At 66.7% G+C, this 24,355-nt stretch carries 26 protein-coding genes and 1 tRNA gene; 16 read left to right on the top strand and 11 right to left on the bottom strand.

The window, feature by feature from the left end; all coding sequences use genetic code 11:
* The first annotated feature begins 37 nt into the window (after nt 1-37).
* The 3 genes from G4223_RS05365 to G4223_RS19730 are packed head-to-tail and all read left to right on the top strand — an operon-like array spanning nt 38 to nt 1,553.
* Nucleotides 38-481, top strand: a complete 444-nt coding sequence (locus G4223_RS05365) for a hypothetical protein (protein WP_163676085.1) — start codon at nt 38-40, stop codon at nt 479-481.
* A complete protein-coding gene (locus G4223_RS05360; protein ID WP_163676082.1) occupies nt 478-834 on the top strand; it encodes an HMA2 domain-containing protein in 357 nt (118 codons plus the stop codon). The genes G4223_RS05365 and G4223_RS05360 overlap by 4 nt, the downstream gene beginning before the upstream one ends.
* Nucleotides 835-857: 23 nt before the next feature.
* Complete coding sequence (locus G4223_RS19730; protein ID WP_205762398.1) at nt 858-1,553, top strand: ferritin-like domain-containing protein; 696 nt, start codon at nt 858-860, stop codon at nt 1,551-1,553.
* A gap of 1 nt (nt 1,554) precedes the next feature.
* Here the strand turns inward: G4223_RS19730 and G4223_RS05350 are convergent, their stop codons facing one another.
* Together G4223_RS05350 and G4223_RS05345 are read right to left on the bottom strand one after the other, a co-directional pair.
* On the bottom strand, nt 1,555-2,001 hold the full coding sequence (locus G4223_RS05350; RefSeq protein WP_163676079.1) for an immunoglobulin domain-containing protein: 447 nt from the start codon (nt 1,999-2,001) through the stop codon (nt 1,555-1,557).
* Nucleotides 2,002-2,070: 69 nt separating this feature from the next.
* Nucleotides 2,071-2,997, bottom strand: coding sequence for a hypothetical protein (locus G4223_RS05345; protein WP_163676077.1), 927 nt, complete (start codon nt 2,995-2,997; stop codon nt 2,071-2,073).
* A 140-nt stretch (nt 2,998-3,137) separates the two neighbouring features.
* On the opposite strand from G4223_RS05345, the gene G4223_RS05340 reads away from it, so the two are divergent.
* Together G4223_RS05340 and G4223_RS05335 are read left to right on the top strand one after the other, a co-directional pair.
* The gene (locus G4223_RS05340; RefSeq protein WP_338086819.1) at nt 3,138-4,592 is read left to right on the top strand and encodes a M48 family metalloprotease; all 1,455 of its coding nucleotides are present in this window, start codon (nt 3,138-3,140) and stop codon (nt 4,590-4,592) included.
* 78 nt (nt 4,593-4,670) lie between these two features.
* Complete coding sequence (locus G4223_RS05335; RefSeq protein WP_163676074.1) at nt 4,671-5,906, top strand: methyl-accepting chemotaxis protein; 1,236 nt, start codon at nt 4,671-4,673, stop codon at nt 5,904-5,906.
* Here G4223_RS05335 and G4223_RS05330 read toward each other — a convergent pair.
* Both G4223_RS05330 and G4223_RS05325 read right to left on the bottom strand, forming a co-directional pair.
* Entirely contained in the window at nt 5,896-6,447 is a 552-nt protein-coding gene (locus G4223_RS05330; RefSeq protein ID WP_163676071.1) for a hypothetical protein, read from the bottom strand. The genes G4223_RS05335 and G4223_RS05330 overlap by 11 nt on opposite strands.
* Nucleotides 6,448-6,512: 65 nt before the next feature.
* Complete coding sequence (locus G4223_RS05325) at nt 6,513-7,745, bottom strand: hypothetical protein (protein ID WP_163676068.1); 1,233 nt, start codon at nt 7,743-7,745, stop codon at nt 6,513-6,515.
* A gap of 59 nt (nt 7,746-7,804) precedes the next feature.
* Between G4223_RS05325 and G4223_RS05320 the strand changes: the two genes are divergently transcribed.
* Nucleotides 7,805-8,131 carry a DUF3572 domain-containing protein gene (locus tag G4223_RS05320; RefSeq protein WP_163676065.1) on the top strand — a complete coding sequence of 109 codons (327 nt, stop codon included), beginning with the start codon at nt 7,805-7,807 and terminating at the stop codon, nt 8,129-8,131.
* A gap of 103 nt (nt 8,132-8,234) precedes the next feature.
* Here G4223_RS05320 and G4223_RS20180 read toward each other — a convergent pair whose 3' ends face one another.
* From G4223_RS20180 to lptG, 4 genes are all read right to left on the bottom strand, one after another.
* Nucleotides 8,235-8,867, bottom strand: coding sequence for a cold-shock protein (locus G4223_RS20180; RefSeq protein WP_163676062.1), 633 nt, complete (start codon nt 8,865-8,867; stop codon nt 8,235-8,237).
* Nucleotides 8,868-8,997: 130 nt separating this feature from the next.
* The gene (locus G4223_RS05310) at nt 8,998-9,714 is read right to left on the bottom strand and encodes a phosphatase PAP2 family protein (RefSeq protein ID WP_338086818.1); all 717 of its coding nucleotides are present in this window, start codon (nt 9,712-9,714) and stop codon (nt 8,998-9,000) included.
* A 2-nt stretch (nt 9,715-9,716) separates the two neighbouring features.
* Nucleotides 9,717-11,189, bottom strand: coding sequence for an ArnT family glycosyltransferase (locus G4223_RS05305; protein ID WP_163676059.1), 1,473 nt, complete (start codon nt 11,187-11,189; stop codon nt 9,717-9,719).
* A 39-nt stretch (nt 11,190-11,228) separates the two neighbouring features.
* Complete coding sequence (gene lptG / locus G4223_RS05300) at nt 11,229-12,332, bottom strand: LPS export ABC transporter permease LptG (RefSeq protein ID WP_163676058.1); 1,104 nt, start codon at nt 12,330-12,332, stop codon at nt 11,229-11,231.
* A 143-nt stretch (nt 12,333-12,475) separates the two neighbouring features.
* Between lptG and G4223_RS05295 the strand changes: the two genes are divergently transcribed.
* The 5 genes from G4223_RS05295 (at nt 12,476) to G4223_RS05275 (ending at nt 16,414) form a co-directional block, all read left to right on the top strand.
* Nucleotides 12,476-13,048 (top strand): cob(I)yrinic acid a,c-diamide adenosyltransferase, encoded by a 573-nt coding sequence (locus tag G4223_RS05295; RefSeq protein WP_163676056.1) that lies wholly within the window; start codon nt 12,476-12,478, stop codon nt 13,046-13,048.
* 148 nt (nt 13,049-13,196) lie between these two features.
* Nucleotides 13,197-13,946, top strand: a complete 750-nt coding sequence (locus G4223_RS05290; RefSeq protein WP_163676054.1) for an electron transfer flavoprotein subunit beta/FixA family protein — start codon at nt 13,197-13,199, stop codon at nt 13,944-13,946.
* On the top strand, nt 13,946-14,881 hold the full coding sequence (locus G4223_RS05285) for an electron transfer flavoprotein subunit alpha/FixB family protein (protein ID WP_163676052.1): 936 nt from the start codon (nt 13,946-13,948) through the stop codon (nt 14,879-14,881). Before G4223_RS05290 ends, G4223_RS05285 begins: the two co-directional genes overlap by 1 nt.
* Nucleotides 14,882-14,980: 99 nt before the next feature.
* Nucleotides 14,981-15,859, top strand: coding sequence for a 3-hydroxybutyryl-CoA dehydrogenase (locus G4223_RS05280; RefSeq protein ID WP_163676051.1), 879 nt, complete (start codon nt 14,981-14,983; stop codon nt 15,857-15,859).
* A 237-nt stretch (nt 15,860-16,096) separates the two neighbouring features.
* On the top strand, nt 16,097-16,414 hold the full coding sequence (locus G4223_RS05275; RefSeq protein WP_163676049.1) for a DMT family transporter: 318 nt from the start codon (nt 16,097-16,099) through the stop codon (nt 16,412-16,414).
* Between the two features lie 62 nt (nt 16,415-16,476).
* Here the strand turns inward: G4223_RS05275 and G4223_RS05270 are convergent, their stop codons facing one another.
* On the bottom strand, nt 16,477-17,577 hold the full coding sequence (locus G4223_RS05270; protein WP_163676046.1) for a hypothetical protein: 1,101 nt from the start codon (nt 17,575-17,577) through the stop codon (nt 16,477-16,479).
* A 272-nt stretch (nt 17,578-17,849) separates the two neighbouring features.
* Between G4223_RS05270 and G4223_RS05265 the strand changes: the two genes are divergently transcribed.
* The 5 genes from G4223_RS05265 to G4223_RS05245 all read left to right on the top strand — a co-directional run bounded on the left by G4223_RS05265 (nt 17,850) and on the right by G4223_RS05245 (nt 22,957).
* Nucleotides 17,850-17,926, top strand: a tRNA-Arg gene (locus tag G4223_RS05265).
* A 124-nt stretch (nt 17,927-18,050) separates the two neighbouring features.
* A complete protein-coding gene (locus G4223_RS05260; protein ID WP_163676043.1) occupies nt 18,051-20,255 on the top strand; it encodes a response regulator in 2,205 nt (734 codons plus the stop codon).
* Between the two features lie 67 nt (nt 20,256-20,322).
* Nucleotides 20,323-20,910, top strand: a complete 588-nt coding sequence (locus tag G4223_RS05255; protein ID WP_241003965.1) for a slr1658 family protein — start codon at nt 20,323-20,325, stop codon at nt 20,908-20,910.
* Nucleotides 20,911-20,918: 8 nt separating this feature from the next.
* Nucleotides 20,919-21,263: a slr1659 superfamily regulator gene (locus G4223_RS05250; RefSeq protein ID WP_163676040.1), complete on the top strand. Its 345-nt coding sequence runs from the start codon at nt 20,919-20,921 to the stop codon at nt 21,261-21,263.
* A 176-nt stretch (nt 21,264-21,439) separates the two neighbouring features.
* Nucleotides 21,440-22,957 carry a PP2C family protein-serine/threonine phosphatase gene (locus tag G4223_RS05245; protein ID WP_338086817.1) on the top strand — a complete coding sequence of 506 codons (1,518 nt, stop codon included), beginning with the start codon at nt 21,440-21,442 and terminating at the stop codon, nt 22,955-22,957.
* Nucleotides 22,958-22,990: 33 nt separating this feature from the next.
* Here G4223_RS05245 and ccmB read toward each other — a convergent pair whose 3' ends face one another.
* Entirely contained in the window at nt 22,991-23,656 is a 666-nt protein-coding gene (ccmB, locus tag G4223_RS05240) for a heme exporter protein CcmB (RefSeq protein ID WP_163676038.1), read from the bottom strand.
* Nucleotides 23,653-24,330, bottom strand: coding sequence for a heme ABC exporter ATP-binding protein CcmA (ccmA, locus tag G4223_RS05235; protein ID WP_163676035.1), 678 nt, complete (start codon nt 24,328-24,330; stop codon nt 23,653-23,655). The genes ccmB and ccmA overlap by 4 nt, the downstream gene beginning before the upstream one ends.
* Between the last annotated feature and the right edge of the window lie 25 nt (nt 24,331-24,355).

Raw genomic sequence — 24,355 nt, 5'->3', positions numbered from 1 at the left:
TCCTTGAGGGGCCAGCTTCGGATCGGAAGGAGGAACCATGTCGTCGTCGAACGTATCGGGGTCGAACGTATCGGGGTCGAACGCATCGGGGTCGAACGCATCGGGCCGCGGGCGGCCCTGGACACTGCCCGAGGCTTTCGCCGACGCGCCGCAATCCGAGATGCCGTTGCTGCCCTCCGCCGGTGCCGTCGCCGAGGCGGCGGCCTTTGGCGCCGCCATGGGCGGCGTCGGGGCCGGCATCAGCGAAGGCATGGCGGTCCGGGCCGGCGAAAAGAGCAAGAGCGAAGCGGTGCGGGCGGTGGCCCGCGCCGGAACCCAAGGGGCGGTAACCATGTCGGTGGCCTCGGTGGTCGCCCATGTGGTGCGCGCCCAACCGTTGCTCGGCGTGGGCCTGTTGGCCGCCCTGGGAGTGGGTGCCTTCGTCATGTTCGGCGGCAAGTCCAAGCGGCCCGCCAAATCCGACGACGCGGTCGAAGCATGAGCGCGACCTGCGTGCACGCCGTTCCCGGCCGGGTACGGCTGGTGATGCCGGCATTGCGCCACAGCGACACCATCGGCCGGGCCATGGTTGCGCGGCTGGGCGGCATCGATGGCGTGCGCGGCGTCGAGGTGCGGCCCCGTTCCGCCTCGCTGGTGGTGACGTTCGACCCGACCATGGTGGCCATCGCCGACCTGCTGGCCCTGGCCGGGATCGAGCATGCCCCGCCGCCGCCCCGCCGCCGCCGGCTGGCGTCCGGCGCCCGCTATTGGACAGTGGTGGTGGCCACCGCCGCCGCCAACGCCCTGGTGGGCCAGGCGGTCGGCTCCGGCATCGGCCTGCTGCGCTCTCGTTGACATCCGAAACCAAGGAACATCCCATGTCCCGCTACGACGACAGCACCATCGCCGCCCTGCACGAGGCGTTGGACGACGAATACCGGGCGCGTGCCGCCTATTCCGCGATCATCGAACGGTTCGGCCCGGTGCGGCCGTTCGTCAACATCGTGGTGTCCGAGGACCGGCACGCGGCGGCGTTGGAGCGGCTGCTGCACCAGGCCGGCGCCCCGATCCCGGCCGACCGCTGGAGCGGGGCCATCACCCCGCCGGCTTCGTTGCGCGAGGCCTATGCCTTGGGGGTACAGGCGGAAATCGACAACCATGCCATGTATGGCCGGCTGCGTGGCATGACCTCGGAACCCGAGGTGTTGCGGGTGTTCGACAATCTGGCCTCGGCCTCGCAGGACAACCACCTGACCGCCTTCCAGCGTCATCTCGACCGCGCCGACGCGGGGATGGGGAGCGGAGCCGGCATGGGGGGCGGACGCGGCGGCGACCAGAGCCGTCGGAACGATCAGGGCGGCAGGGGCAGGGGCGGCGGCGGACGAACCCGCGAAGCCGACGCCCAAGGAACCATGAACGCCGGCATGGGCGGCGGCCGCCAAGGTGGTGGTGGCCGCAACGCAACCGCCGACAGCGCCATGACCGGATCGGCCGGCTTCGACCAGGGGGGTGGCCGTGGCGGCGGTGGCGGCAACCGTGGCGGTGGCGGCCATGGCTGGCGCGGCGGCGCCTGATTTACGACCGGCTTTCCAGCATCCCCATCACCCGGCGCAGGTCGTCGGGATTCTGATCGACGCGCACGGCGACCCACGACTGGGGGGTGCCGTTGCGCGTCAACAGTTCCAGCGATTCCTCCTCGGGGGCATCGTCCAGCCACCAGAACGGCTGGGCGAAATCGATGGCCTGGGCCTTGAAGTCGCGCCACACCGCCGGACGGACCCGCGCTAGCAAGGCGTCGATGGCGTCGGCTTCGTCACCGGGGCCGATGGCTTGACGAAAGGCATGACGGATGGCGTCGCTGCCGCCGTCGCGGTCGCGACTGGTCAGCCAGACACAGGTAAAGCGTTCCGTCGCCCATTCCAGAAAGGCCCGCAGATGACCGGCGGGCGCGTATTCGCCGCGCAGGCGGGCATGGCCGCCCCGGCGCAGCAAGGTTCCATCGACGTCGAGATAAAGATGCACGGCGCTGCCTCCCCCCGGTGGCGTTGCTGGCATCAGCTTGCGCCCGGCCGCGGCCCAAGGCAAGCGCGACTATGCCGTAAGTAGGCGCAGGGCGGAGGGCAGGACGGTAAAGCTGTTGCCCGGCAGATCGACCTCGACCGCTTCGTCGGCGGCGAACAACAACACCAGCGCATCGCTCAGCGCATCGGGCGAAATGCCGGTATCGGCGATGAAACTGGGGGTGATCACCGGCAGGGCGATCAGCGCCGAAGCCAGTTCCTCGGCCGAGGCATGGTCGAACGGTGCCTTGCGGAACAACGACACCCAACGGGTACGGACGCGTTCGCATTCTTCCGTCAGAACCGGCATGCGTTTGAGCATGCGGCGCGCCCGTCCCAGGTAATAGGCGATCCAGGCGCCGTCCTCGCCGTCGCAGGCCGAGGCCAGGGCGTGGGCGAAGCCCTCCTCGGCGCGGCCGTCGGGCGGCAGTACATGCACCATGGGCATCCCCGCCCAGGCCGGCAATGTCGAGGACAGCAGCGCGGCGACCTGCACGTCACGGGCGGTCAACGGCGCCGTCTGTACGAAATCCACCAGCGCCATGGCCGATTGCGGCAACCCCGCCGGCTTGGCGTGGCGGGCGGTCCAGGCGACCACGGCGGCGCGGGCCGCATCGTCGGCGAAAGCGCCGGGCGGATCGGAACGCGAGGCGAGCACGGTGTACAGCCGTTCGATCAATGCCGGCATGGCGATCGGCTGGGGCGGCGGCAGATGCTGCAACAGGTGCAGGGCGCGCGATTCGCTCCACATCAGGCGGTAGGCGACGGGGTCCATATCCAGGCGCGGGCCGTTGGGGCCGGACAATTCGGCCGGCAAGGCGCGGGCCAGACCTTCCCAGCAACAAAGGCGGGCAAGGCGCCAATCCAGACCGGGGCGGTGCCGGTGTTGCCAGCGCTCCATCAATTGGGTGCAGCCGTCCAGCAATCCGCTCAGAAAATCCTCGACCCGTGCCTCCATCGTCCCCTCGGCCTGTCGCGGTTGGGGACTTTTAAGGCATTCCCGCGCCTTCGGCTACCGTTTAGGCGCGCCAATTCGTCATTGTCTCGCCATAAGGGGTGATTATCCTGTTGCGGTCAGCCATCGTCGAGGGGGCAAAGGTGAACATATCGCGCCGCACCATGCTGTCCGGCCTGTCCGCGCTGGCCCTCACGGGGTGCCAGGTGGCGCCCGGCACCGGACGCTCCAGCTTCAACCTGATGAGCGAGGAGGACGAGCGCAACCTCGGCCGCCAGACCCATCCGCAGATCGTCAAGGAATTCGGCGGCACCTATGACGACCCGACCCTGGCCGCCTATGTGGCCGGTCTGGGCCAGCGTCTGGTCGAAGTGTGCGAGACCCCCGCCGCCGAATTCCGCTTCACCGTGCTCAACAGCCAGATCGTCAACGCCATGGCCTTGCCCGGCGGCTACATCTACGTCACCCGCGGCTTGCTGGCGCTGACCTCGAACGAAGCCGAGATCGCCGGCGTGCTGGGTCACGAGATCGGCCACGTCCTGGCGCGGCACACCGCCGAACGGGTCAGCCGCGCCCAGGCCACCGGCCTGTTCGCCGCCGTGCTGGGGGCGGTGGTCGGAGTGCCGGGCGTCGCCGACGTCGCCCAGATGGGAGCTGCGGCATACTTGCAAAGCTTTTCCCGCGACCAGGAAAGCGAGGCCGACCATCTGGGGCTGCGCTATCTGGTGCGCGGCGGCTGGCACCCCAAGGCCATGGTGACCATGCTGGAGAAACTGCGCGAACAGGCCCGCCTGGACGCGTTGATGGCCGGCCGCTCACCCGACAGCATCGACCAACTCGACTTCATGGCCTCGCATCCGCGCACCATCGACCGCGTCAACGCCACCATGGCCGAGGTGGCCGGCGTCACCCCCCAGGGGGCGTGGGGCACCGACACCTTCCTCGACCGCATCGACGGCATGGTCTATGGCGACGACGTCGACCAGGGCGTGGTGCGCGACCGGGTGTTCGCCCATCCCAAGCTGGACCTGCGGTTCGAGGTCCCGACCGGCTTTCGCATGGTCAACGGCGAAAAGTCAGTGGTTGCCGCCCATCCGTCGGGGGCCGCGATCATGTTCGACGGCGCGCCGGCCCGCGGCGTGTCCGATATGCGCGCCTATATCCGCCAGGTGTGGCTGAAGCGCTCGCAACTGTCCGGGCTTGAAGCCATCGACATCAACGGCATGGCCGCCGCCACCGCCGCCACCCGCGGCCGCACCAAACAGGGCGAGGCCGACGTGCGGGTGGTGGCCATCCGCTACGACGCGGAAACCATCTACCGTTTCACCTTCGTCACCCCACAGGCCCAGACCACCCAGCTTTCGACCGAATTGCGGCGCGCCACCTATTCCTTCCGCCGCCTGACGGCCGAGGAGAAAGCCGCCGTCAAACCGTGGCGGCTGCGCGTTCGAAAGGTGCAGGCCGGCGACACCGCCGAAAAGCTGGCCGCCACCATGGCCCCCGGCCAATGGCAGATCGAGTTGTTCCGCGCGCTGAACGGCCTGACGGCGGGACAACAGCCAGAGCCCGGCCAACGGGTCAAGTTGGTGGTTGCCTGAAATGCATATGACGCATTTCCTTAAAAAATTAAAACACGCTAACATAATACCTTCGGATTACCTCCTGGGGTATTGAGCATGAGTCATCCCTCCGCACCTCCCTCTTCCGGGATGGAAACCCGCCTGGCCTCGGCCACCGAACTTTCCATGGCGACCGAACGGGCGCTGGCCCATGTGGTGCGAACCGGGATCGACACCCGCGTGGTGAGCGAACGCGCGAAGTCCATCGCGGCGGCGGTGTCGCAACTGTCGGCCAGCCACGCCGCCATCGGCGAGCATGTCGGACAGGTCCGCGACGACAGCCGCGAGGCGCAATCCCTGGCGGGCGACAGCGCCAGCGGTATCGACCACGCGGTAAAGGCGACCGGCGAGGCGCTGGACGGCATGCAGGCGGTGACCAACATGCTCGACACCTTGCACACGGTCGTCGCCCAGGTCGGGCGCATGGCGGTCAACATCAGCGACATCGCGAAAAAGACCAACATGCTGGCCCTCAACGCCACCATCGAAGCGGCCCGTGCCGGCGAGGCCGGCAAGGGGTTCGCGGTGGTCGCCAACGAGGTCAAGGGACTGGCCAACCAGACCGGCCAGGCGACGGTGCAGATCCAGGAACAACTGGCCTCGCTGCGTGAAGGCATGGAGGGCATCACCGAAACCATCACCACCGCCGGCGGCCGGCTGGACACCTGCAACGTGGCCATCGGCCGTTCCCAAGGCGAGATCGCCGCCATGCTGGAGCGCCTGACGCACATGGCCGAGGCCATCGCCAACATCGATTCCGCCCTGGCCGAAGAGGGCACGGTGATCGTCACCATCGCCGACGACACCGGCGACATCGCCGGGCGCGCCGCCAAGAACGCCGCGGCGGTCGAGGAGATCAGCCAGGTGCTGGGCGACATCGAGCGCCGGATCGAGGCCGAGATGGCCGCCTGTGCCGACGCCCCCATCGCCGCCCGCCCGCTTTATGCCGCCAAGGTGGCGCATATCGGTCTGCGCAAGACGTTGGCCACCGCGCTGGCCGGCAAAAGCCGCCCCGACCTGCGCACTTTCCCCACCGATCACAGCTGCAATCTCGGCAAGTGGTATTTCAACGAGGCCAGCGAGGCCATGCGGCGCGTTCCGGCCTATGCCCAATTGGCGGAACCACACCACAAGGCGCACGAATTGTCCCGGCTTGTGCTGGAAAGCATGAACAAAGGCAACGTCGAACAGGCCTATGCCTTGTTCGAGCAAGTGGAACAGGTGTCCGAGGAGATCGTCGTCCTGCTCGACCAGTTGATCGAGGCGCAACGGGCGGAAGCGCTCAGGGCCTGACGTTGAGGCTGCCCAGGGTGCCGCGCACCTGACGGATGGCGTCGCGCATGTTGGCCTGGAACCGGTCCGAGGCTTCCTGGGCGCGTTGCGCCTGAAGTGCCGGCAGGTTGCGCATCACCTGTTCCGCCGCGTTCTGGGTGCCGGCCAACCCGGCCTCGACCGAATCGACCACGGTCGCCGCCTCGCGCACCGGGCCGCTGGCCCCTTGGGCCATGGCCTGGGCATCGACGGCGGCCAACAGGTGCCCCAATGCGCTGACGGCGTTGTGCAATTGGGTTCCGGCGGCCGAAACCGCCACCGCCGCGCCTTGCTGCACGGCGTTCTCGTTCAGCGACCGCACGGCGCTGACCATGGTCTGCAATTGCGCGGCGATGTCGTTGGGATCGCCCTGACCCTGGCGTTCGGACAGGTTCTGTTGCTGATCGAGAGCGGCGACGTGACGGTCGAGCTCTTCAGGAAGTTGTTCGGCACCGCTGGCCGCCGCCGTGTCCGCGGCGGGCGAAAGCGACGACAGGAAAGAGGCAATTCTGCCAACTGCCATAGCTACCCCCAGGGCCGATCCTTTGGACGGCCCGTGTTCTCCCTGCTCCCCCGATAACTATAGCGCTATCGGGCGGTCGGCGACAACGGTGGCGCAAGGCGAACGCCGGTGAACGGATTCCAGCCCTGGGCCGCCAGCACCGCCCAGGCGGTGGCCCCCAGATGGGGGCGACGGAAATAGAAGAAATCGGCCTGGGCATGGTCGGGAGCGAGCGCCAGTCCGGTGGTCAGACGCGGCACCGACGTCGCCCACACCAGCCCGTCGGGGGCGAACTGGCCGGCCAGCAACGCCAAACGGGCCCGCCCCGCCGTCTCGTCCCCCGCCACCCGTTCCGCCAGCGCCAATTGCGCCGTGCCCTCCCACCAGATTCCGTCGCGGTCGTCGTTGAAATCGACCCCTCCCCCGGCACCGTGGGCGGTACGGGCATAGGCCAGGGCGCGGCGCCATTCCTTGGGGGCATTTCGCAACAATGACGGCCACACCTGGGCATCCAGACCCGAGGTGGCACGGTTGGCGCTTTTGCCGTCGAGCAAGGTGCCGATCAGGAAACGGCCTTCGGCGGCGACGAACTGACCGGCGACGAAAGCGCGGGCGGCCTTGGCCGGGGCCTGCCACCGTCTGGCGTCGCCGCGCTTCAACCAGTCGAACAAGGCCGTCAGGTCGACATTGTGCTCGGTGGATTTCCACCCCAAGGCCATGCTGTTGGCACCATCCCCATGGATGCCGCCGGCGAACCCGCCCCACAGCCGGTCCCAGGCATGGGTGACCGCCCATTGCCCCAGCCGGGCGGCGGCTTGACCATAACGACGCTGACCGGTCGCGGCCTCGAGGTGCAGAAGGGCCAGCCCGGCCCAGGCGGCGTTGCCGCTGGCGGTTCCCACCTGCATGGAATCCTCGGCCCACAAACCGGCCTTGTCGTCCCACCACCCATGCGGCAGCGCCAGCCCGGATACCGGACCGGCGCGATAGGCGTTGCGCAACCGCCCCGCAGGATCGGCACGATCCATGGTCGCTGCCGCAACCAGGGCATCGCCGATCGCCGCCGCATGGGCGACGTCGCCGCACGCCACCAGGGCGATCGCCGCCAAGGCATTGTCGTAGGTGAACGCGGCGCCCTTCAGCGCCGGTTCGTCATCGACATCGTCATAGCTGGCCAGGAATTGCGGCTCGTCGCCATCGACCCGCGCCGCCAGGGCGGCACAACCGCGCGCCGAGACTTCGGCCGCCGGGTCCGCAGCCCGCGCCGGGGCGGCAAGCGCCATGGCCATGATCATCAGTCCGGCACACCATCCGCGCATGGGTGTCTCCTGTGGTGATGGCCCATGCTATCATGGCCGCCCGCCGAACCGGAGCCCGCATGGACCCTTTCAAGCCCTATCAGCCCAAGTCCCGCCCCATCGCTCCGGCCAAGCTGACGGCCGAAGACGCCCAGGCGGTGGCGCTCAAGGCGCTGACCTTCGTGGCTGGCGACGAATCCCTGTTGTCGCGCTTCGTGGCCCTGAGCGGATGCGGTTTCGACGACATCAAGGCGCGGCTGGCGGACATTGGCTTCCTGGCTGGAGTCCTTGATTTCATGTTGGCCGACGAACAGGCGGTGCTGGCCTTCGCCGAAGCCGAAGGAATGTCCCCCGAGACCCCCATGCAGGCCCGGCTGAAACTGATGCCCGTCCCGCACACGCCCTGACGGCACGAAAAAAGGACCGCCCATAAGAGCGGTCCTTTAACGGGAATCCCGAAAGCCGCCCCGACATCTGCCGGAGCGGCCTGGGAAAACCGGAACCTTCGCCTCAGATGATGGCGACGGTGTCGGCCTGCGGGCCCTTTTGGCCCAGGGTGGTGGTCACACGCACCCGCTGGCCGCTTTCCAGAGCCTTGATGCCCGAACGCTCGAGCGCCTTGATGTGCACGAACACATCCTTGCCGCCGACGTCGGTCTGGACGAAGCCGAAGCCCTTCTCGGCCGAGAAGAACTTGACCACGCCTTCGACGGTCTCGGACGGGCCGCGGTCGAAGCCACCGCCGGCGGCGGAAGCGGGACGGGGCGCACGCGGGGTCGCGGTCGAGCTGTCGACCTCGTGCACGGTGACCACCTGCGGGCCACGGTTGCCCTGGCCCAGGTCGCACACGATGGTCGCGCCTTCGGCGATCTGGCTCATGCCCGCGCGTTCGAGCGCGGAAATGTGCAGGAAGGCGTCCGGGGTCCCGTCGGAAGGAGCGACGAAGCCGAAGCCCTTCGAGGCATTGAACCACTTCACGGTGGCAGTCACGTTCGCCTGGGTGACCTGGTGGCGGTCAAAGCTGCTGCTCGGCATGCGGGGCGTGCGCGGCTGCTCGTAGCCGCCGCCGAAGTCGCTGCCAAAGTCGTCCCGCCGACCGCGATCGCGCGAGCGGCTGCCATGATTATCTCGGTTCCATGCCATGTGTCGTTCTCGTCGTAGCAAAAAATTACCCCGCGCACCCGCGCGTGGCGTCCCGATCCTTGCCGTATCGCCGCCAAGGTACAGTTTGAACCGATATCATTACCTGAAGACTCGGTTCTCGCCTAGGCCCTTACGCGGAGTCTGGCGAATTTGGGCGATTATTTTTCGATGACGGCGCTTTTCCGGGTTCAATGAGCCATTTGTAAAGGACCACGCTTATCCCGATGGTGATAAAGGCCGAGGCCACCACGTCCGACAGGAAGTGCCCGCCCTGGATCACCCGCACCGTTCCAACCATGATCCCGAAGGCGCCAGCCGCCGCCAGCGCCGGCCGCCGCCAGCGCCCCCGCGCCAGCAGGGCCAGGGCCACCGGCCAGAAGCCCAAGGCCCCGTGCCCGGAAGCGAACGAACAGTTCTCGTCGCATTGGGTGCTGGGCACCAATGGACGCACGTAAGTATTGGGACCGCCGAATTCCTGGATGGTGCTGGGACGCGGACGCCCCCAATTGTCCTTGAGCACCACGTTGACCACCAGACCGGGCCCCACCGCCAGGCTGAGCAGGACATACAGCACCACCCGCCGGGTCACCCCCAGCAGCGGACGGCGCAGCACCTCGCCGGCCAGCCATGCCACCACCATCAGCACCGGCACCATGAACAGCACCGCCGGCATGTCGCGGCGCACCCATTCCGGGAACGGGGCGACACGGGCGGGGAAGATCTGGCGCACCGGATCGTAGAACCACGACGCGATGGTGATGTCGATTTGCGGGAACGCCACCAGCGGCATCGCCGCCGCCAGCGCCCACAGCCACGGGTGACGCCGGATCGAAGCGAACAACCACACGGTCAGTACCCCGCGAACCCGTCAAGCCGCCATACCGACAGACGGCGGGCATAATCGTGGTGCAGGGGGACGACGATGTCCTCGAGCTTTTCGACGGTGGCGAAGCGGGCGCGCATGTCGTCCTTCATATCCGGCAGTTCGGTGACGTAGATCAGTTCGCCCGCGCCGATTTCAAGGCGGGTGGTCTGGTCGAAATGATCATGGATGCGCCCGGACGGGTTCCATTTGATGGCGTCGAACGGATGCGGATGGACGTAATAGGTCAAGGTGGCCAGCACCTTGCGCTCGTCCGCCAGCAACCGGGCGCCGGGATGGGCGGCCAGTATCGCCGATACCCGGTCGCCGACCGCGTCCCACCCCTTGATGCGCTTTTCCGGGTCGAAGCGGAAATCCACCACGTGGCGCGCGAAATCCAGACCGTACAATCCGCCCATCACCACGAGATGCAGCCCCAGCGACGCCTTGAGCAGCCATGGCCGCCACCGCAACAACGCCCAACAGGCCAGCACCACGCCCGACACATAGGCCGGCGCCGTCCAATTGGCATTGGCCCGCGACAACAGGCTTTCCACCGTCATCACCAGCAACACCGGCACGGAAAAGGCCGCCAGCAGGCGCAGACGCGAATCGGAGCCCTTGCGGAAGGCGCCCATCACCCCCAGCACCAACCCCAGCATCAGGATGGGACCGAACACGCCGAACTGGCCGCCGACGAATTCCGCCAGCTTGTCCGGGTTGAACAGGTCCCCCTTGAGGTTGGCGTTGTCCTTGGTGTGGGCGTAGGACACGAAACCGTTGGCGGCGTTCCACAACAGGTTGGGCAGATAGATCAGCACCCCGAGCACCAGCCCGGCCCACAACCCCGGCGCCTTGGCCAAGGGCCGCGCCTTGCGGTCCCATGCCAGCCACATCCCCAGGCAGCCCAGGAAAAAGGCCATGGCATATTTGGACAACAGCCCCAAACCGAAGGCGATCCCGAACAGAACCCACCACCGATTGATCCCCAAGCCCCGGCGCGGCGCCTCGACCAGCGCCAGCAACCCGGCGACCCAGAACAGCAGCAGGAAGGGATCGGTGGTGATCATCACCGCCGACAGCGCCACCGCCGGCATGGTGACCCAGGCGGCGCCGGCCCAGGCGCCCAGCCTGCCGCCGCCCAGCGCCCGCCCCAGAAACACCAGGATCGCGGCGGTTCCGCCCTGGGCCAGGGTGGACCCCAGCTTGACCGCGCCCTCGGATTGGCCGAACAGCGCGGTGGTGGCGGCGATGACCCAGGCGACCATCGGCGGCTTCGAGTAGTAACCAAGCTGAACGGTCTGGGCCCAGGCCCAATACTGCGCCTCGTCGAACGACAGGTTGGGCGGGTCGAACGCCAGCAACAGGCAGCGTGCCGCCGTCACGGCGGCGATCAGCGCCAGGGCGAGGACGACGGCACGGCGGCTCGACGGATCGTCGGGAACGGAATGTGCGAACATAGCCAGAGGGTCTAGCATTCCCCCCTTGCCAAGGCAATCTCAGCCGTCTTCCAGATGCAACAGCCCGGTCACCCCGGCCAGCCCGGCGACCAGGGCCGGACTCCAGGCCGCCAGACCCTGCGGCAAGGTGGCCGACAAGCCGAAGGCGTAGACCACCTTGGAGAAGAAATAGATGCCGAAGCCGGCGGCGACGCCGGCGCCGACCCGAACCAGCAGGCCGCCCGAGCGCATGTTGGGCCTGAGCGAGAACATGGCGGCGATCAGGACCATGGCGCAATAAAGCAGCGGCGAAGCCAGCAGGGATTGCAGGTACATGCGGTGCTTGGTGGCGGCGAATCCGGCTTTCTCGAAAAACGTGATGAAGCCGGGCAACTGCCAGAACGACATGCTTTCCGGCGACGAGAAATTGTCCTGGACCCGCTCCAGCGTCAGTTCGGTGGGCAGGTCGAGCCGGTCCAGATAGACCGCCGGCTTGCCGATCTCCATGCGCCAGACGCCGCTCAGCTCGAAATGCCCGTCGCCCAGACGGCCGGTGGCGGCATAAAGGCGGGAGCTGAAACGGTCGGCGCCGTTGTAGAGGAAAATGTGCACCTCGCGCATGTCCAGCGACAGCCCGTCCTGGTGCACGTCTTCGGCATGCACCACTTTCTGCTCGCGCTCGTCACCCTCGCGCAGCCACAGGCCCACCTCTGACAGGTCGAAGGTGCCGACCTTGCCCTGCAACACCTCGTTCTGCAATTTGTCGTAGCGGGCGAACATGGCCGCCGCCAACGGATTGAAGGCGGTGACCTCGAACACGCCGATCAGCAACACCGTGGTCAGCACCGGCGTCAGGAACTGCCACACCGAGATGCCGGCGGCGCGGGCCACCACCAGTTCATGGGTACGGGTCAGCCGCCAGAACGCCACCATGGCACCGATCATCACCGCGAACGGCAAAATGGTGTGGGCCATCTGCGGCAGCTTCAGCAGCGCCATGCCCATCAGCACCCAGAAATCGATCTCGGCACGGCCGGCGGCGCGGCGGATCAACTCGATCACGTCGAACAGCAAGATGATGCCCAGCACCACCGCCAGAACGGTGAGGAAGGCCAGCACGAATTGGCGGGCGATATACAGGCTGAGAGTCAGCGAAAGGCGCATGCGTCCCGATCCGACACGAAATCCGCGCCGATTATAGGGGGTTTGCCGCGAAGGGGAAGCGGCCCGACGCCTCGCCATTCCAATTCGCTTTGTGGCATAACGAAGCGCCCGCCCCGATAACAACAAACATGAAGGAAACTGTCATGGTTCGGCTGACCCGCATCTACACCAAAAGCGGCGACAAGGGACAAACCTCGCTGGGCAACGGCGCCCGCGTGGCCAAGCACGCGCTGCGCGTCGACGCCTACGGCACGGTCGACGAAGCCAACGCCGTGATCGGTCTGGCCCGCTTGGAAAGCGCCGCCGACACCGAGGCCGATGCCATGCTGGCCCGCATCCAGAACGACCTGTTCGATCTGGGCGCCGATCTGTGCACCCCCCAAGCCGAAACCGAACAGCCCGGCACCGCGCTGCGCATCACCGCCGAACAGGTCACCCGGCTGGAAGGCGAGATCGATGCCATGAACGCCGAACTGGAACCGCTCAACTCGTTCATCCTGCCCGGCGGCACCGCCCTGGCGGCGCAACTGCATCTGGCCCGCACGGTGATCCGCCGCGCCGAACGCCTGATCACCGCGCTGTCCGAGGTCGAAACCGTCAATCCCCAGGCCATCGCCTACGCCAATCGATTGTCGGACCATTTCTTCGTCATGGCGCGCTTTTGCAATCAACGCGGCAAGGCCGACGTACTGTGGGTTCCAGGCGGCAGTCGGTGACATTTTTCCTCAGGCATTTTGCCGTTTTTTGTCAAGCCGGGTGTCGTTGACAACCACATCCGCGCGGCATATTGTGCAATGCAATACTTAAATCCGCCAGGCTATACCGATTTAATTCGGAGCCGCTGAGAAAGGGATCAGGAGGACCATGAAGGTACTGGTCGCCGTCAAGCGAGTCATCGACTACAACGTCAAGATCAGGGTCAAGGCCGACAACACCGGCGTGGAGACCGCGAACGTCAAGTTCTCCATGAACCCGTTCGACGAGATCGCGGTCGAGGAAGCCGTTCGATTGAAGGAAGCCGGCAAGGCGACCGAAATCGTCGTGGTTTCCATCGGCCCGGCCACCGCCCAGGAAACCCTGCGCACGGCCCTGGCCATGGGCGCCGACCGCGGCGTCCTGGTCCAGACCGACGAGGAGATCCAGCCGCTGGCCGTCGCCAAGCTGCTCAAGGCCGTGGTCGACAAGGAACAGCCCGGTCTGGTGATCCTGGGCAAGCAGGCCATCGACGACGATTCCAACCAGACCGGCCAGATGCTGGCGGCGCTTCTGGGCTGGTCCCAGGGCACCTTCGCCTCGAAGGTGGCGATCGGCGACGGTTCGATCGAGGTCACCCGCGAAGTGGACGGCGGCCTCGAGACCGTGTCGCTGAAGATGCCGGCCATCGTCACCACCGACCTTCGCCTGAACGAGCCGCGCTATGCCTCGCTGCCCAACATCATGAAGGCGAAGAAGAAGCCCATCGACACCATGGCTCCGGCCGATCTGGGCGTCGACGTGGCGCCGCGTCTGGTCACGCTCAAGGTCGAGGAACCGGCCAAGCGCAAGGCCGGCATCAAGGTGGGCGACATCGCCGCCCTGGTCGACAAGCTGAAGAACGAAGCGAAGGTGATCTGATGAGCGTCCTGGTTCTCGCCGAGCACGAGGCCGGCCAACTCAAGGCCTCGACCCTCAACACCGTCACCGCCGCCAAGGCGCTGGATGCCGACGTCCATGTGCTGGTGGCCGGTTCCGGCATCGCCGCCGTGGCCCAGGCCGCTGCCGCCGTCGAAGGCGTCGCCAAGGTCCTGACCGCCGACGCCGCCCAGTTCGAACACCATCTGGCCGAGCCGCTGGCCGCGCTGCTGGTGGAACTGGCCAAGGGCTACGCCGCAGTGCTGGCCCCCGCCACCTCGACCGGCAAGAACGTGCTGCCGCGCGTCGCCGCGCTGTTGGACGTGGCGCAGATTTCGGACATCACCGCGGTCGTGTCGGCCGATACCTTCGTGCGTCCGATCTATGCCGGCAACGCGCTGGCGACCGTGCAGTCCAAGGACGCGCTCAAGGTCATCACCGTGCGCACCACCGCCTTCGAGGCGGCCGCCGCCTCGGGTGGTTCGGCCCCGGTCGAAGCGGTGGTCGTGCCGGCCGATCCGGCCGTGTCGTCCTTCGTCAGCCAGCAGCTTTCCAAGTCCGAACGCCCCGAGCTGACCTCGGCCCGTATCATCATCTCGGGCGGCCGCGGCATGCAGTCGGGCGAGAACTTCCACCTGCTGGAAAAGGTGGCGGACAAGCTGGGTGCCGCCGTCGGCGCCTCGCGCGCCGCCGTGGATGCAGGCTTCGTTCCCAACGACCTTCAGGTCGGCCAGACCGGCAAGATCGTCGCCCCCGAGTTGTACATCGCCGTCGGCATCTCGGGCGCCATCCAGCATCTGGCCGGCATGAAGGACAGCAAGGTCATCGTCGCCATCAACAAGGACGAAGAGGCCCCCATCTTCCAGGTGGCCGATTACGGCTTGGTGGCCGACCTGTTCAAGGCGTTGCCGGAACTGGCCGCCGAACTGGACAAGTAAGCATACGACGCCGGGGCGGCCCTTTTCGGGGGCCGCCCCACACGCGCCAGGACACCGCGCGCGCGTCGAAGCCAAAACACCAAACTCAGGGAGCTTGTAATGGCCGCTATCCAAAAAATCGGTGTCATCGGCGCTGGCCAGATGGGCAACGGTATCGCCCATGTCTGCGCCTCCGCCGGCTTCGACGTGGTGTTGCTGGACATTTCCGAAGAGGCCCTGAAGAAGGGCATCGCCACCATTGAAAAGAACCTGGCCCGCCAGTTGTCCAAGGGCAGGATCAGCGAAGCCGACAAGGCCGGCACCTTGGGCCGGATCAAGACCACCACCGCCTATGCCGATTTCGGCGACAGCGATCTGGTGATCGAGGCGGCCACCGAAGACGAAGCGGTCAAGCGCAAGATCTTCGCCATGCTGTGCCCGGCCCTGAAGCCCGAGGCCTATATCGCGTCCAACACCTCGTCGATCTCGATCACCCGCCTGGGTGCCTCGACCGACCGCCCGGCCAAGTTCATGGGTATGCACTTCATGAACCCGGTGCCGGTGATGCAATTGGTCGAGCTGATCCGCGGCATCGCCACCGCCGAGGAAACCTTCTCGCTGGTGCGCGACATGGTCATGAAGCTGGGCAAGAGCCCGGTTTCCGCCGAAGACTTCCCGGCCTTCATCGTCAACCGCATCCTGCTGCCGATGATCAACGAGGCGGTCTACACCCTGTACGAAGGCGTCGGTTCGGTGGAAGCCATCGACACCGCCATGAAGCTGGGTGCCAACCATCCCATGGGTCCGCTGGAGCTGGCCGATTTCATCGGCCTCGACACCTGTCTGGCGATCATGCACGTTCTGCATGACGGCTTGGCCGACACCAAGTACCGTCCTTGCCCGCTGCTGGTGAAGTACGTGGAAGCCGGCTGGCTGGGCCGCAAGACCGGCCGTGGTTTCTACGATTACAGCGGCGAGAAGCCCGTTCCCACCCGCTAAATCGGAGTGGCCTCGTCTCAGAGGCTCCGAAAGGGCGAACCGAAACCCCCGCGTTCCGCAAGGACGCGGGGGTTTTCGTTTGGCCCGTCACCCCCGCGGCCAAGCGGGACGGTGAACCTTTCTCTTTGCCTGTCGGCCGGACAACACCCATATGTGAGGCACAGACCCGGCGCGGGGACGACCCCGCCATCTTTCGGGCACGACGGGGACGACCCCATTGCCTGGAGGGGCCGTCCCATGGCCTGGATTTATCTGATTGTCGCCGGATTGCTGGAAGTCGGCTGGGCCGCCGGACTCAAGGCCGGCGCAGGGCTGACCCGTCCCTGGATCATGGCGGCCACGCTTGCCGCCATGATCGCGTCGATCGCGTTGTTGGGGCTGTCCATGCGCAGCCTGCCCCTGTCCACCGCCTACGCCGTATGGACAGGGATCGGCATCGTCGGCAGCGTCCTGGTCGGGCTTGTCGCCCTGGGAGAGAACGCCTCGCCCTTCCGCCTGCTGTGCGTGGCCGCCATCGCCGCCGGCATCGTCGGTCTCAAGCTGAGCGAGCCGTGAAAGACAAAAAGCCCCAGGGGAACCCCCTGGGGCTTTTTCAAAACTTCAGCCGTTCGCCAGGATCAGCGCACGTAAACCTGAACCTCGCCGCTGGAAACGGCGGGGCTGGTGTTCTGGCTGACGCGGATGCGGTTGGCCGGCAGACCCATGTTGGTCAGCGAGCGGACCACCGATTCGGCGTTGCGGCGAACATTGGTGGCACCCAACGCCTGACCGCCGGGAGTGGTGCTGGTGGGCGACACCGCGACCACGTCGAACGAGGCCGACGGGCGACGGTCCAGCGCGCCCTTGACGGCGGCGTAAAGCGCGCCTTCGTAGTTCACGTTGGCCTTGTCGAAGCGAATGGTCACCAGCGGCGCGTCGGCCATGACCGCCGAACGCGGCGCCGCCATCGGCGCGTCATAGGACGCCGGGGCGATCGAGGTGCCGGGCCGGGTGGCGAAGGAACCGCCATAGAGCTGGCCGTTCTTGATGGCCAGCGCCAGGGTGTTGAGGTTGTTGCGTTCGTTGGCGACGTAGTTCTGCTGACGATTGACGTCGTCGGACAATTCGGTCAACAGACGCTCGATCAGCACCACGGTTCGGTTGGTCTCGTCCTCGAGGATGCGCAGCTGGCGGTGGTCCTCGTCGACGGCGCCGGAAAGCTGGCGGGCGGCGCGAACCGATTCCAGCAGATAGGCCGACAGCGCCGAGGACGAGGTTACCTCGTTGGCCAGGCGCGTCATCTTGAGGACGTCCTCGTTGATGCGGTCCAGTTCGCCCTGGGCGGCGTTCCATTGCTGGTTCAGGATCGGGTTGCCCGGCGTGGTGCCGACCTGGAGGCGCGCGTTGATCGCGGCGACGGTGCCGTGATAGCGCTGCGAGTCCTGGACGGTGTCGTTGCGGATGGCCTGGAGCCCCTGGTTATGCGTCGCGAGCATCCCCTGAAGCTGTTGCAGGTCGCCGCGAAGGTTGCTCACCTTCTGACCGACATAGGTGCCGGTCGCGGCACCCGAGGTGACGCCGGGAGGGTCGAAGTTACTGCTTCCCAAAGCAGGCGGCGATCCCGCGGCCTGCTGCTCCACCGTCCCGGACTGGGGAAACAGCGATTCCTCGGCGAACGAACATCCGCCTGCCAGGAGAACCGCGCACAAGGCCGCGGCATGGGTCGTCTTCAGGGCCATTGGGACTGCTTACCTTTTAGTTCGCCAATTGGGATGAAACCCGCCGGGACAGCAATACTCTGATTTTGTGGGAAATTATCTTGCCCCCCCGCAATCGTCGGGGATTTTACGCAAACCCGCAGACAGCCACAAGCCGGATTTGCACCCTAACTCCATTGAATCCCCTAGCTGCCCCCGGACTTGCCGAAATCTTGAAAAAAAAGTGCTTGCCCCCCACATCGGGTTTGTGTAGGTTCCGCCACCTCGCCGGACGGTAACGGCCGGTAGGAAATGCGCCCGTAGCTCAATTGGATAGAGCACCAGACTACGAATCTGGGGGCTGGAGGTTCGAGTCCTTCCGGGCGCGCCATTTCCTTCATAAGAGATTGACGACAGCCCGGCCATCGCGCCGGGCTTCGTCGTTTTCAGCGACGTTTTGCCCGATCCCTCCGCCCGTGCTAAATAAGAACACGGCGACGCCGGGGGATTTGCACATGGCCGACGAGGTGCTGGCGCTGAAGGACGAGCTTGCCTCGACACGCGCCGCCATGTCCCGCGTGGAACAGGAAAACGCCGATCTGCAAATCGAATTGCAGGCGGCGATCGAGCACGGCGACGCCATCGAGGCCGAACTGGCGCTGGCCAACGACCAGATGCGCGGCGAGATCGCCGAACGCATCCGTGCCGAAATCCGCCTGCAACGCCTGCTCGACGCGCTGAGCGAGCAAAAGGCCGACCTCGAACTGATCATCCAGACCATCACCGAACACAGCGACGAGATCGACGTCGAACGCGAGTTGGCCAACGAGGAACTGCGCCTGGAAAACGAGCGCATCCTGCTGGCCAAGGAACAGGCCGAGGAACTGGCCCGCGCCAAGACCGAATTCGTCGCCGTGGTCTCGCACGAGGTGCGAACCCCCATGAACGGCGTCCTGGGCATGGCCCGGCTGCTGCTCGACACGCCCTTGACCCCGGAACAGCGCGACATGGCCGAGACCGTGGTGTCGTCGGGGCGGTTGCTGCTCAATATCCTCGACGACCTGTTGGACCTGTCCAAGATCGAGGCCGGACGGCTCGACATCGAACACATCGACGTCAACCTGGTGCAGCTGGTCGAGGAATGCTTCGCGTTGATGAGCATGCGGGCCAGCGAACGCGGCCTGGCGCTGGCCCATCATGTCGCCCCCGACCTGCCGGCCATGGTGGTGGGCGATCCCATGCGACTGCGCCAGGTTCTGGTCAACCTGTTGGGCAACGCCATCAAGTTCACCGAAAAAGGCAGCGTCACCCTGACCGTGGAACGGCGGCCCGGCGAAAACGACGACCGGCTTTATTTCGCGGTGACCGACACCGGCATCGGCATCGGCGAGGATGGCCGCCACCGCCTGTTCAACCGCTATGCCCAGGCCGCTACCTGGGTGGCGCGCAAGTTCGGCGGCACCGGGCTGGGTCTGTCCATCTGTCACCAGTTGGCGGAATTGATGGGCGGCGCCATCGGTGTCGACAGCGAACCCGGCCTGGGCAGCACCTTCTGGTTCTGGGTACCGCTGGCCGCCGCCGACGACCCTGGCCGCCGCTGCCGTCCCGCCCGGCCGCCCGGCCGGGTGCTGGTGGTCGAGGACGACGACCAGGTGGCCGGGTTGCTGGTCCGCACCCTGGACGGATGGGGCATGACGGCACTGCGGACCGGAGCCGATGCGGTGACCGCGACCGCCCGGGCCGGCGACGTGCTGGTGACCGGCGCCCGCCTGCCGCAGGATCGGGCCCGCGCCCTGGCCACCGCCGCGGCGCTTCGGGCGGTGATCCTGTGTCCGCCGGGCGGGCTGGGCGTGCCCGACCCCACCGGCATGACGGTGACCATCGGCGAACCGCCCCGCGAAAGCGCGCTGGCGGCGGCGCTGGACTGGCTGGACGCTCCGGCCGGAAGCCCACGGCCGGGCGGCGACCCGGCGCTGAATGCCGCCCTGCCGCCCGCCATGCCAGCCGGCCTGTCGGTGCTGGTGGTCGAGGACAACCCGGTCAACCGGCGCGTCGCCGTCGGCATGCTGGAACGCCAGGGCCACCGCGTTGCTTTCGCCGAGAACGGCGCCAAGGCGGTCGAGATGATCCAGGGCGGCGACTACGATCTGGTGCTGATGGACCGCCACATGCCGGTGATGGACGGTGTCGCCGCCGTGCGGGCCATCCGCGCCCTGCCGTCGCCGACCGGCGCCGTGCCGGTGGTGGCGCTGACCGCCGCCGCCACCCGCGACGAGGTTCAGGATTGTCTGGCGGCCGGCATGGACGACTTCATCCCCAAGCCGGTGACCCCGGAACATCTGGCCGAGGCGGTGGCCCGCGTCATGGCCCATCGCCAAGGTGGCGGCGAAAGCGATTTCGACCCCGCCCACCTGGACATCCTGCGTTCCGCCCTGGGGGGGGACGCGCTGGCGGAACTGCTGCCGCAATACCACGCCACCGCCCAGGACCTGTTGGGCCAATTATCCGCCGCCATCGCGCTGCGCGACGGCAAGGTCATGGCCGAACGCGCCCACGACCTCAAGGGCGCTTCGGCCCAGGTCGGATTGACTGGACTGCAACGCCTGTGCGCGGCCATCGAGGCGGCGGTCCGCGAGGGCCGCCTTGACGACGCCACCCGTCTGGCCGACCAGGTTCCCGCCGCCTATGCCCGCGGCTGCGCCTGGCTGAACGACGCCTGATCCGTGGAGAGCTTGCACCAGGGACGGAAGCAAGGCCTAATATTGCCGCCACATGCGAGGGGGAAGCATGACAGAGTTCATCGGCACGTTCGAAACACCGGATGACGTGGGCAGCGAAGGGCAAGGCCCGTTCCGCGAAGGACTGGAGCTGGCCTTTTCCCCCAGTTCGGTGCCGCTCAAGCAGCGCTGGCGCAACAACGGCCTGTCGGCCGATTTCCTGGCCGACTACGTCACGACCTTTCTGCCGCGCGACCAGAACGACCCCACCAGCCTGGACCGGCACAGCGAAATTCGCGGCGCGGTGAACTACATCGCCAACGAATTGCTGGAAAACGCCATGAAGTACAGCGAAGAGGACCTGGCGCACCCCACCACCATCCGGTTGGCGCTTCGGGCCGATTCCATCCTCTTCACCGCCGCCAATTCGACCGGGACCGAGCGGGGGCAGGCGTTTCACGACTTCGTCCGCGAACTGACCGACGGCGACCCGGCGGAAATCTACGTCCGCCAGTTGGAACGCGCGGCCGAGACCGGCGGCTCCGGGTTGGGGCTGGTCACCATGATCAACGATTACGGCGCCACGCTGGCATGGCGCTTCGAGAATCTGGCCGAAGGCGGCATGCGGGTGACCACCCAGGTACGTTTGGAGATATAAGGACTTCCATGGAAACCGTCATCACCGGCGAAAGCTACAGCCTGGACTGGAACCCCGAGACGCGCACCGCCGCGCTCAAGGGTATCTTGCGTCTGAACGGATTAGAGGAATACGCCCCCATCGCGCGGTTCCTGCTCGACGCGGTGCCGCATGGCTCCATGACCCTGGACCTGCGCGGGCTCGAATTCCTCAACAGCTCGGGCATCGCCACGCTGTCCAAGTTCGTCATCGAAATTCGCAACCGCAAGACCGTGGACCTGACCGTCCTGGGCTCGAAGGCGGTGGCGTGGCAAGGCAAGTCGCTGGTCAACCTGGGCAAGCTGATGCCGGCCTTGCGCATGGAATTCGTCTGAGACGGGACGCTTAATACCAAATCCCGATGAGTGAAACTCATCGGGATTTGGTTAGGCCCAAGGGGCCGCGCGGCTTATGCCGCGGGAGGCAAGGGTTTCGGAGAAACCCGCCCGCCGCGGAGGGCTTCGGTGATCGGTTCCGATCACCGAGACATGGTATAAGGGGGGAAACGGGGGTGGCAAAAGCCAGGACGCCGTTGGGCATCACCGCCAAGCAAGGCCTGGTCACCATGGTCGTGGTGCTGGTACTCGGTCTGGCCGGCAGCATGATGGAACTGTACTACGACTGGCACGCCACCCGCACTCAGCTTGCGACCCAGGTGTCGCAGACGCTGGACACCATCTCGGGATCGGCGGTCGAGGCCGCCTACCAGCTGAGCCCGGATCTGTCGGTCCGGGTGGTGGACGGATTGTTGGGCCACGACATCGTCGCCGCCGTCCGGCTTTACGACAATTTCGGCGACCTGTTGGCCGAGGGACGGCGGCCCGGCGACGGTGCCGGCAGCCGGCTGGCCCAGATGCTGTTCGGCGACATGGCCGAATTCAAGCGGACCTTGGTGCGTGACCGTGGCGGCGCCAACGACGGGGCCACGGTCGGCGAGCTCAAGGTCTCGCTGTCGGTCGGGGCGATGACGCGGGGTTTCTATGACCGCGCCCTGGTCAACGCCGCCTTGGGGCTGTTGCGCTCGCTGGCCATCTCGGCGCTGGTGGTCGCCGTCTTCTACGTGATGATCACCCGCCCGCTGGTGCGTCTGGCGCAATTGGTCGGCCGCATCGACCCGACCCGGCCCGGCGCGCTGTTGCTGCCGCCCTTGCCCGGACACGAAACCGACGAACTGGGGCAACTGGCCGGCTCGCTCAACGCCATGCTGGTGGCGGCGCAACAGGGCATGGATCAGCGCGACCGGGCCCAGGCGGAAAACGTCCGTCTCGGCACCGAACTCGAGGTGTCGCGCCGCATCCAGCAGATGGTCCTGCCCACCTTGGGTGAACTGGCCGAGATCAAGGGCCTGGACCTTGCCGCCTACATGGAGGCGGCGACCGAGGTCGGCGGCGACTATTACGACATCCTGAAAGGCGAGAACGGCCGGGTGCGCATCGGCATCGGCGACGTCACCGGCCATGGACTGGAAAGCGGCGTGGTCATGCTGATGACCCAAAGCGCGGTGCGGACGCTGGTAACTTGCGACGAACGCGACGCGGTACGGCTGTTGGACGTGCTGAACCGCACCATCTATCACAACACCCAGCGCATGGGCTGCGACAAGAACCTGACGCTGGCGCTTCTGGATTACCGCCCCGAAGACAGCGACGCGGCCGCCGGCCACCTGCGCATCAGCGGCCAACACGAATCGGTGATCGTGGTCCGTGTCGGCGGCGACGTCGAACTGGTGGACACCATCGACCTTGGTCTGCCGCTGGGGTTGGTGGACGACATCGGGTCGTTCGTGGCCGAAACCTCGATCCCGCTGCATGCCGGCGATACGGTCGTGCTTTACACCGACGGCATCACCGAAGCCGCCGACCGCGACCACAACCTCTATGGCCTCGAACGCCTGTGCGAGACGGTGCGCCGTCATGCCGACCAACCGGCCACCGCCATCAAGGACGCGGTGATCGCCGACGTGAAGCGCCACGCCGGCGACCAGCCCTTATACGACGACCTGACCTTGATCGTGATGAAGCAGAACTAGCGTTCCGACGCCCGGCCAAGGAAAACCATAGGCCTATTCCAGGGCTTGGCGAAGCGCTGCGGCGGTGGCCCAGGGGCCAAGCGGCAAAGCGGCGGCCAGCAATCCCGACAGGATCAGAAGATGGGGGGTGGCGTCGCGGGCGCCGACAGCGGCGTCGATGGCCCCCACGCCGAAGATCAGCACCGGCACGTAAAGCGGCAGGATCAACAGCGACAGCAAGACACCGCCACGGCGCGCCCCCAGCACCAGGGCGGCACCGATGCCGCCGATCAACGACAGGATCGGCGTGCCCACCAGCATGGTCAGCAGCAAGGTGACGAAGCCGTCGGCGTTCATGTGCAACAGCACCGCCAGCACCGGCGCCGCCACCAGCAACGGCAAGCCGGTGGTCAGCCAATGAGCGCAGATCTTGGCCACCACCACGACTTCCAGCGGCGTCGGCGTCAGCACCAACAATTCCAGCGAACCGTCCTCGTAATCGGCCTGGAACAGGCGGTCCAGCGACAGCAACGAGGCCAAAAGCGCCGTCACCCACAGCACGCCGGCCGCAACCCGTTCCAGAACCCCCGATTCCGGGCCGATGCCGAACGGAAACAACACCACGGTCAGCACGAAGAAGGTGACCACCATGATGCTGTCCGAACCCTGGCGCAGGGCCAGACGCAGGTCGCGGCGGATCACTTCGAGGAAACGGCTCATTCCTCGTCCTCCCATTCGTCGCCGCCGGGGGTGAAGCGGTCCAGGTGCAATTCGCGGCACCCGGGCAAGTCCACGTCCTGGTGGGTGGACAGCACCACCATGCCGCCGGCCGCGCGGTGGTCGGCCATCACCCGTTCCAGCACCTTGATGGACGCCTTGTCCAGCGCGGTGGTCGGTTCGTCCAACAGCCACAACGGACTGGGCGCCGCCAGCAGCCGGGCCAGATTGGTGCGGCGTTTCTGTCCCGCCGACAGCATCTTGCCCGGCACGTCGCGCAGATGGGCAAGGCCGAAGGCGTCAAGCGCGCCGTCCACCGCCCGCGTCGCGGTCGGCAGGTGCGGTTCGTGCAGCCGCGCCCAGAACCGCAAATTCTCGGCGACGCTCAAGACCGGTTTGACGGCGTCGTGGTGTCCCACGTAATGGGTGCGCGCGGCATGGGCCTCGGCATCCTCGGCGGCGGGGGTCTCGCCCCACAGCACCGCGCCGACGGTCGGACGCAACAGCCCGGCCATCACCCGCAGCAAACTGGACTTGCCCGAACCGTTGGGTCCCAGCAGCACCAGGGCGTCACCCGGCGCCACCGCGAAATCAAGCCCGGCGAACACGGCGCGCCCGCCGCGAATGCAGCCCAAGGCCCGGCCGACGAAGGATGGGGGAAGCGGATCGAAAGCCATGACAGGCTGTATGGCAGAAAACCGC

Source organism: Magnetospirillum aberrantis SpK, assembly GCF_011022235.1.
Taxonomy (GTDB): Bacteria; Pseudomonadota; Alphaproteobacteria; order Rhodospirillales; family Magnetospirillaceae; genus Magnetospirillum; species Magnetospirillum aberrantis.
This window is presented reverse-complemented; position numbering and strand designations above follow the sequence as displayed.

Coding starts and splice junctions, on each gene's coding strand:
- G4223_RS05365 (WP_163676085.1), top strand. CDS start 38: ATGTCGTCGTCGAACGTATCGGGGTCGAACGTATCGGGGTCGAACGCA.
- G4223_RS05360 (WP_163676082.1), top strand. CDS start 478: ATGAGCGCGACCTGCGTGCACGCCGTTCCCGGCCGGGTACGGCTGGTG.
- G4223_RS19730 (WP_205762398.1), top strand. CDS start 858: ATGTCCCGCTACGACGACAGCACCATCGCCGCCCTGCACGAGGCGTTG.
- G4223_RS05345 (WP_163676077.1), bottom strand. CDS start 2,997: ATGGAGGCACGGGTCGAGGATTTTCTGAGCGGATTGCTGGACGGCTGC.
- G4223_RS05335 (WP_163676074.1), top strand. CDS start 4,671: ATGAGTCATCCCTCCGCACCTCCCTCTTCCGGGATGGAAACCCGCCTG.
- G4223_RS05330 (WP_163676071.1), bottom strand. CDS start 6,447: ATGGCAGTTGGCAGAATTGCCTCTTTCCTGTCGTCGCTTTCGCCCGCC.
- G4223_RS05325 (WP_163676068.1), bottom strand. CDS start 7,745: ATGCGCGGATGGTGTGCCGGACTGATGATCATGGCCATGGCGCTTGCC.
- G4223_RS05320 (WP_163676065.1), top strand. CDS start 7,805: ATGGACCCTTTCAAGCCCTATCAGCCCAAGTCCCGCCCCATCGCTCCG.
- G4223_RS20180 (WP_163676062.1), bottom strand. CDS start 8,867: ATGGCATGGAACCGAGATAATCATGGCAGCCGCTCGCGCGATCGCGGT.
- G4223_RS05305 (WP_163676059.1), bottom strand. CDS start 11,189: ATGTTCGCACATTCCGTTCCCGACGATCCGTCGAGCCGCCGTGCCGTC.
- lptG (WP_163676058.1), bottom strand. CDS start 12,332: ATGCGCCTTTCGCTGACTCTCAGCCTGTATATCGCCCGCCAATTCGTG.
- G4223_RS05295 (WP_163676056.1), top strand. CDS start 12,476: ATGGTTCGGCTGACCCGCATCTACACCAAAAGCGGCGACAAGGGACAA.
- G4223_RS05290 (WP_163676054.1), top strand. CDS start 13,197: ATGAAGGTACTGGTCGCCGTCAAGCGAGTCATCGACTACAACGTCAAG.
- G4223_RS05285 (WP_163676052.1), top strand. CDS start 13,946: ATGAGCGTCCTGGTTCTCGCCGAGCACGAGGCCGGCCAACTCAAGGCC.
- G4223_RS05280 (WP_163676051.1), top strand. CDS start 14,981: ATGGCCGCTATCCAAAAAATCGGTGTCATCGGCGCTGGCCAGATGGGC.
- G4223_RS05275 (WP_163676049.1), top strand. CDS start 16,097: ATGGCCTGGATTTATCTGATTGTCGCCGGATTGCTGGAAGTCGGCTGG.
- G4223_RS05270 (WP_163676046.1), bottom strand. CDS start 17,577: ATGGCCCTGAAGACGACCCATGCCGCGGCCTTGTGCGCGGTTCTCCTG.
- G4223_RS05260 (WP_163676043.1), top strand. CDS start 18,051: ATGGCCGACGAGGTGCTGGCGCTGAAGGACGAGCTTGCCTCGACACGC.
- G4223_RS05255 (WP_241003965.1), top strand. CDS start 20,323: ATGACAGAGTTCATCGGCACGTTCGAAACACCGGATGACGTGGGCAGC.
- G4223_RS05250 (WP_163676040.1), top strand. CDS start 20,919: ATGGAAACCGTCATCACCGGCGAAAGCTACAGCCTGGACTGGAACCCC.
- ccmB (WP_163676038.1), bottom strand. CDS start 23,656: ATGAGCCGTTTCCTCGAAGTGATCCGCCGCGACCTGCGTCTGGCCCTG.
- ccmA (WP_163676035.1), bottom strand. CDS start 24,330: ATGGCTTTCGATCCGCTTCCCCCATCCTTCGTCGGCCGGGCCTTGGGC.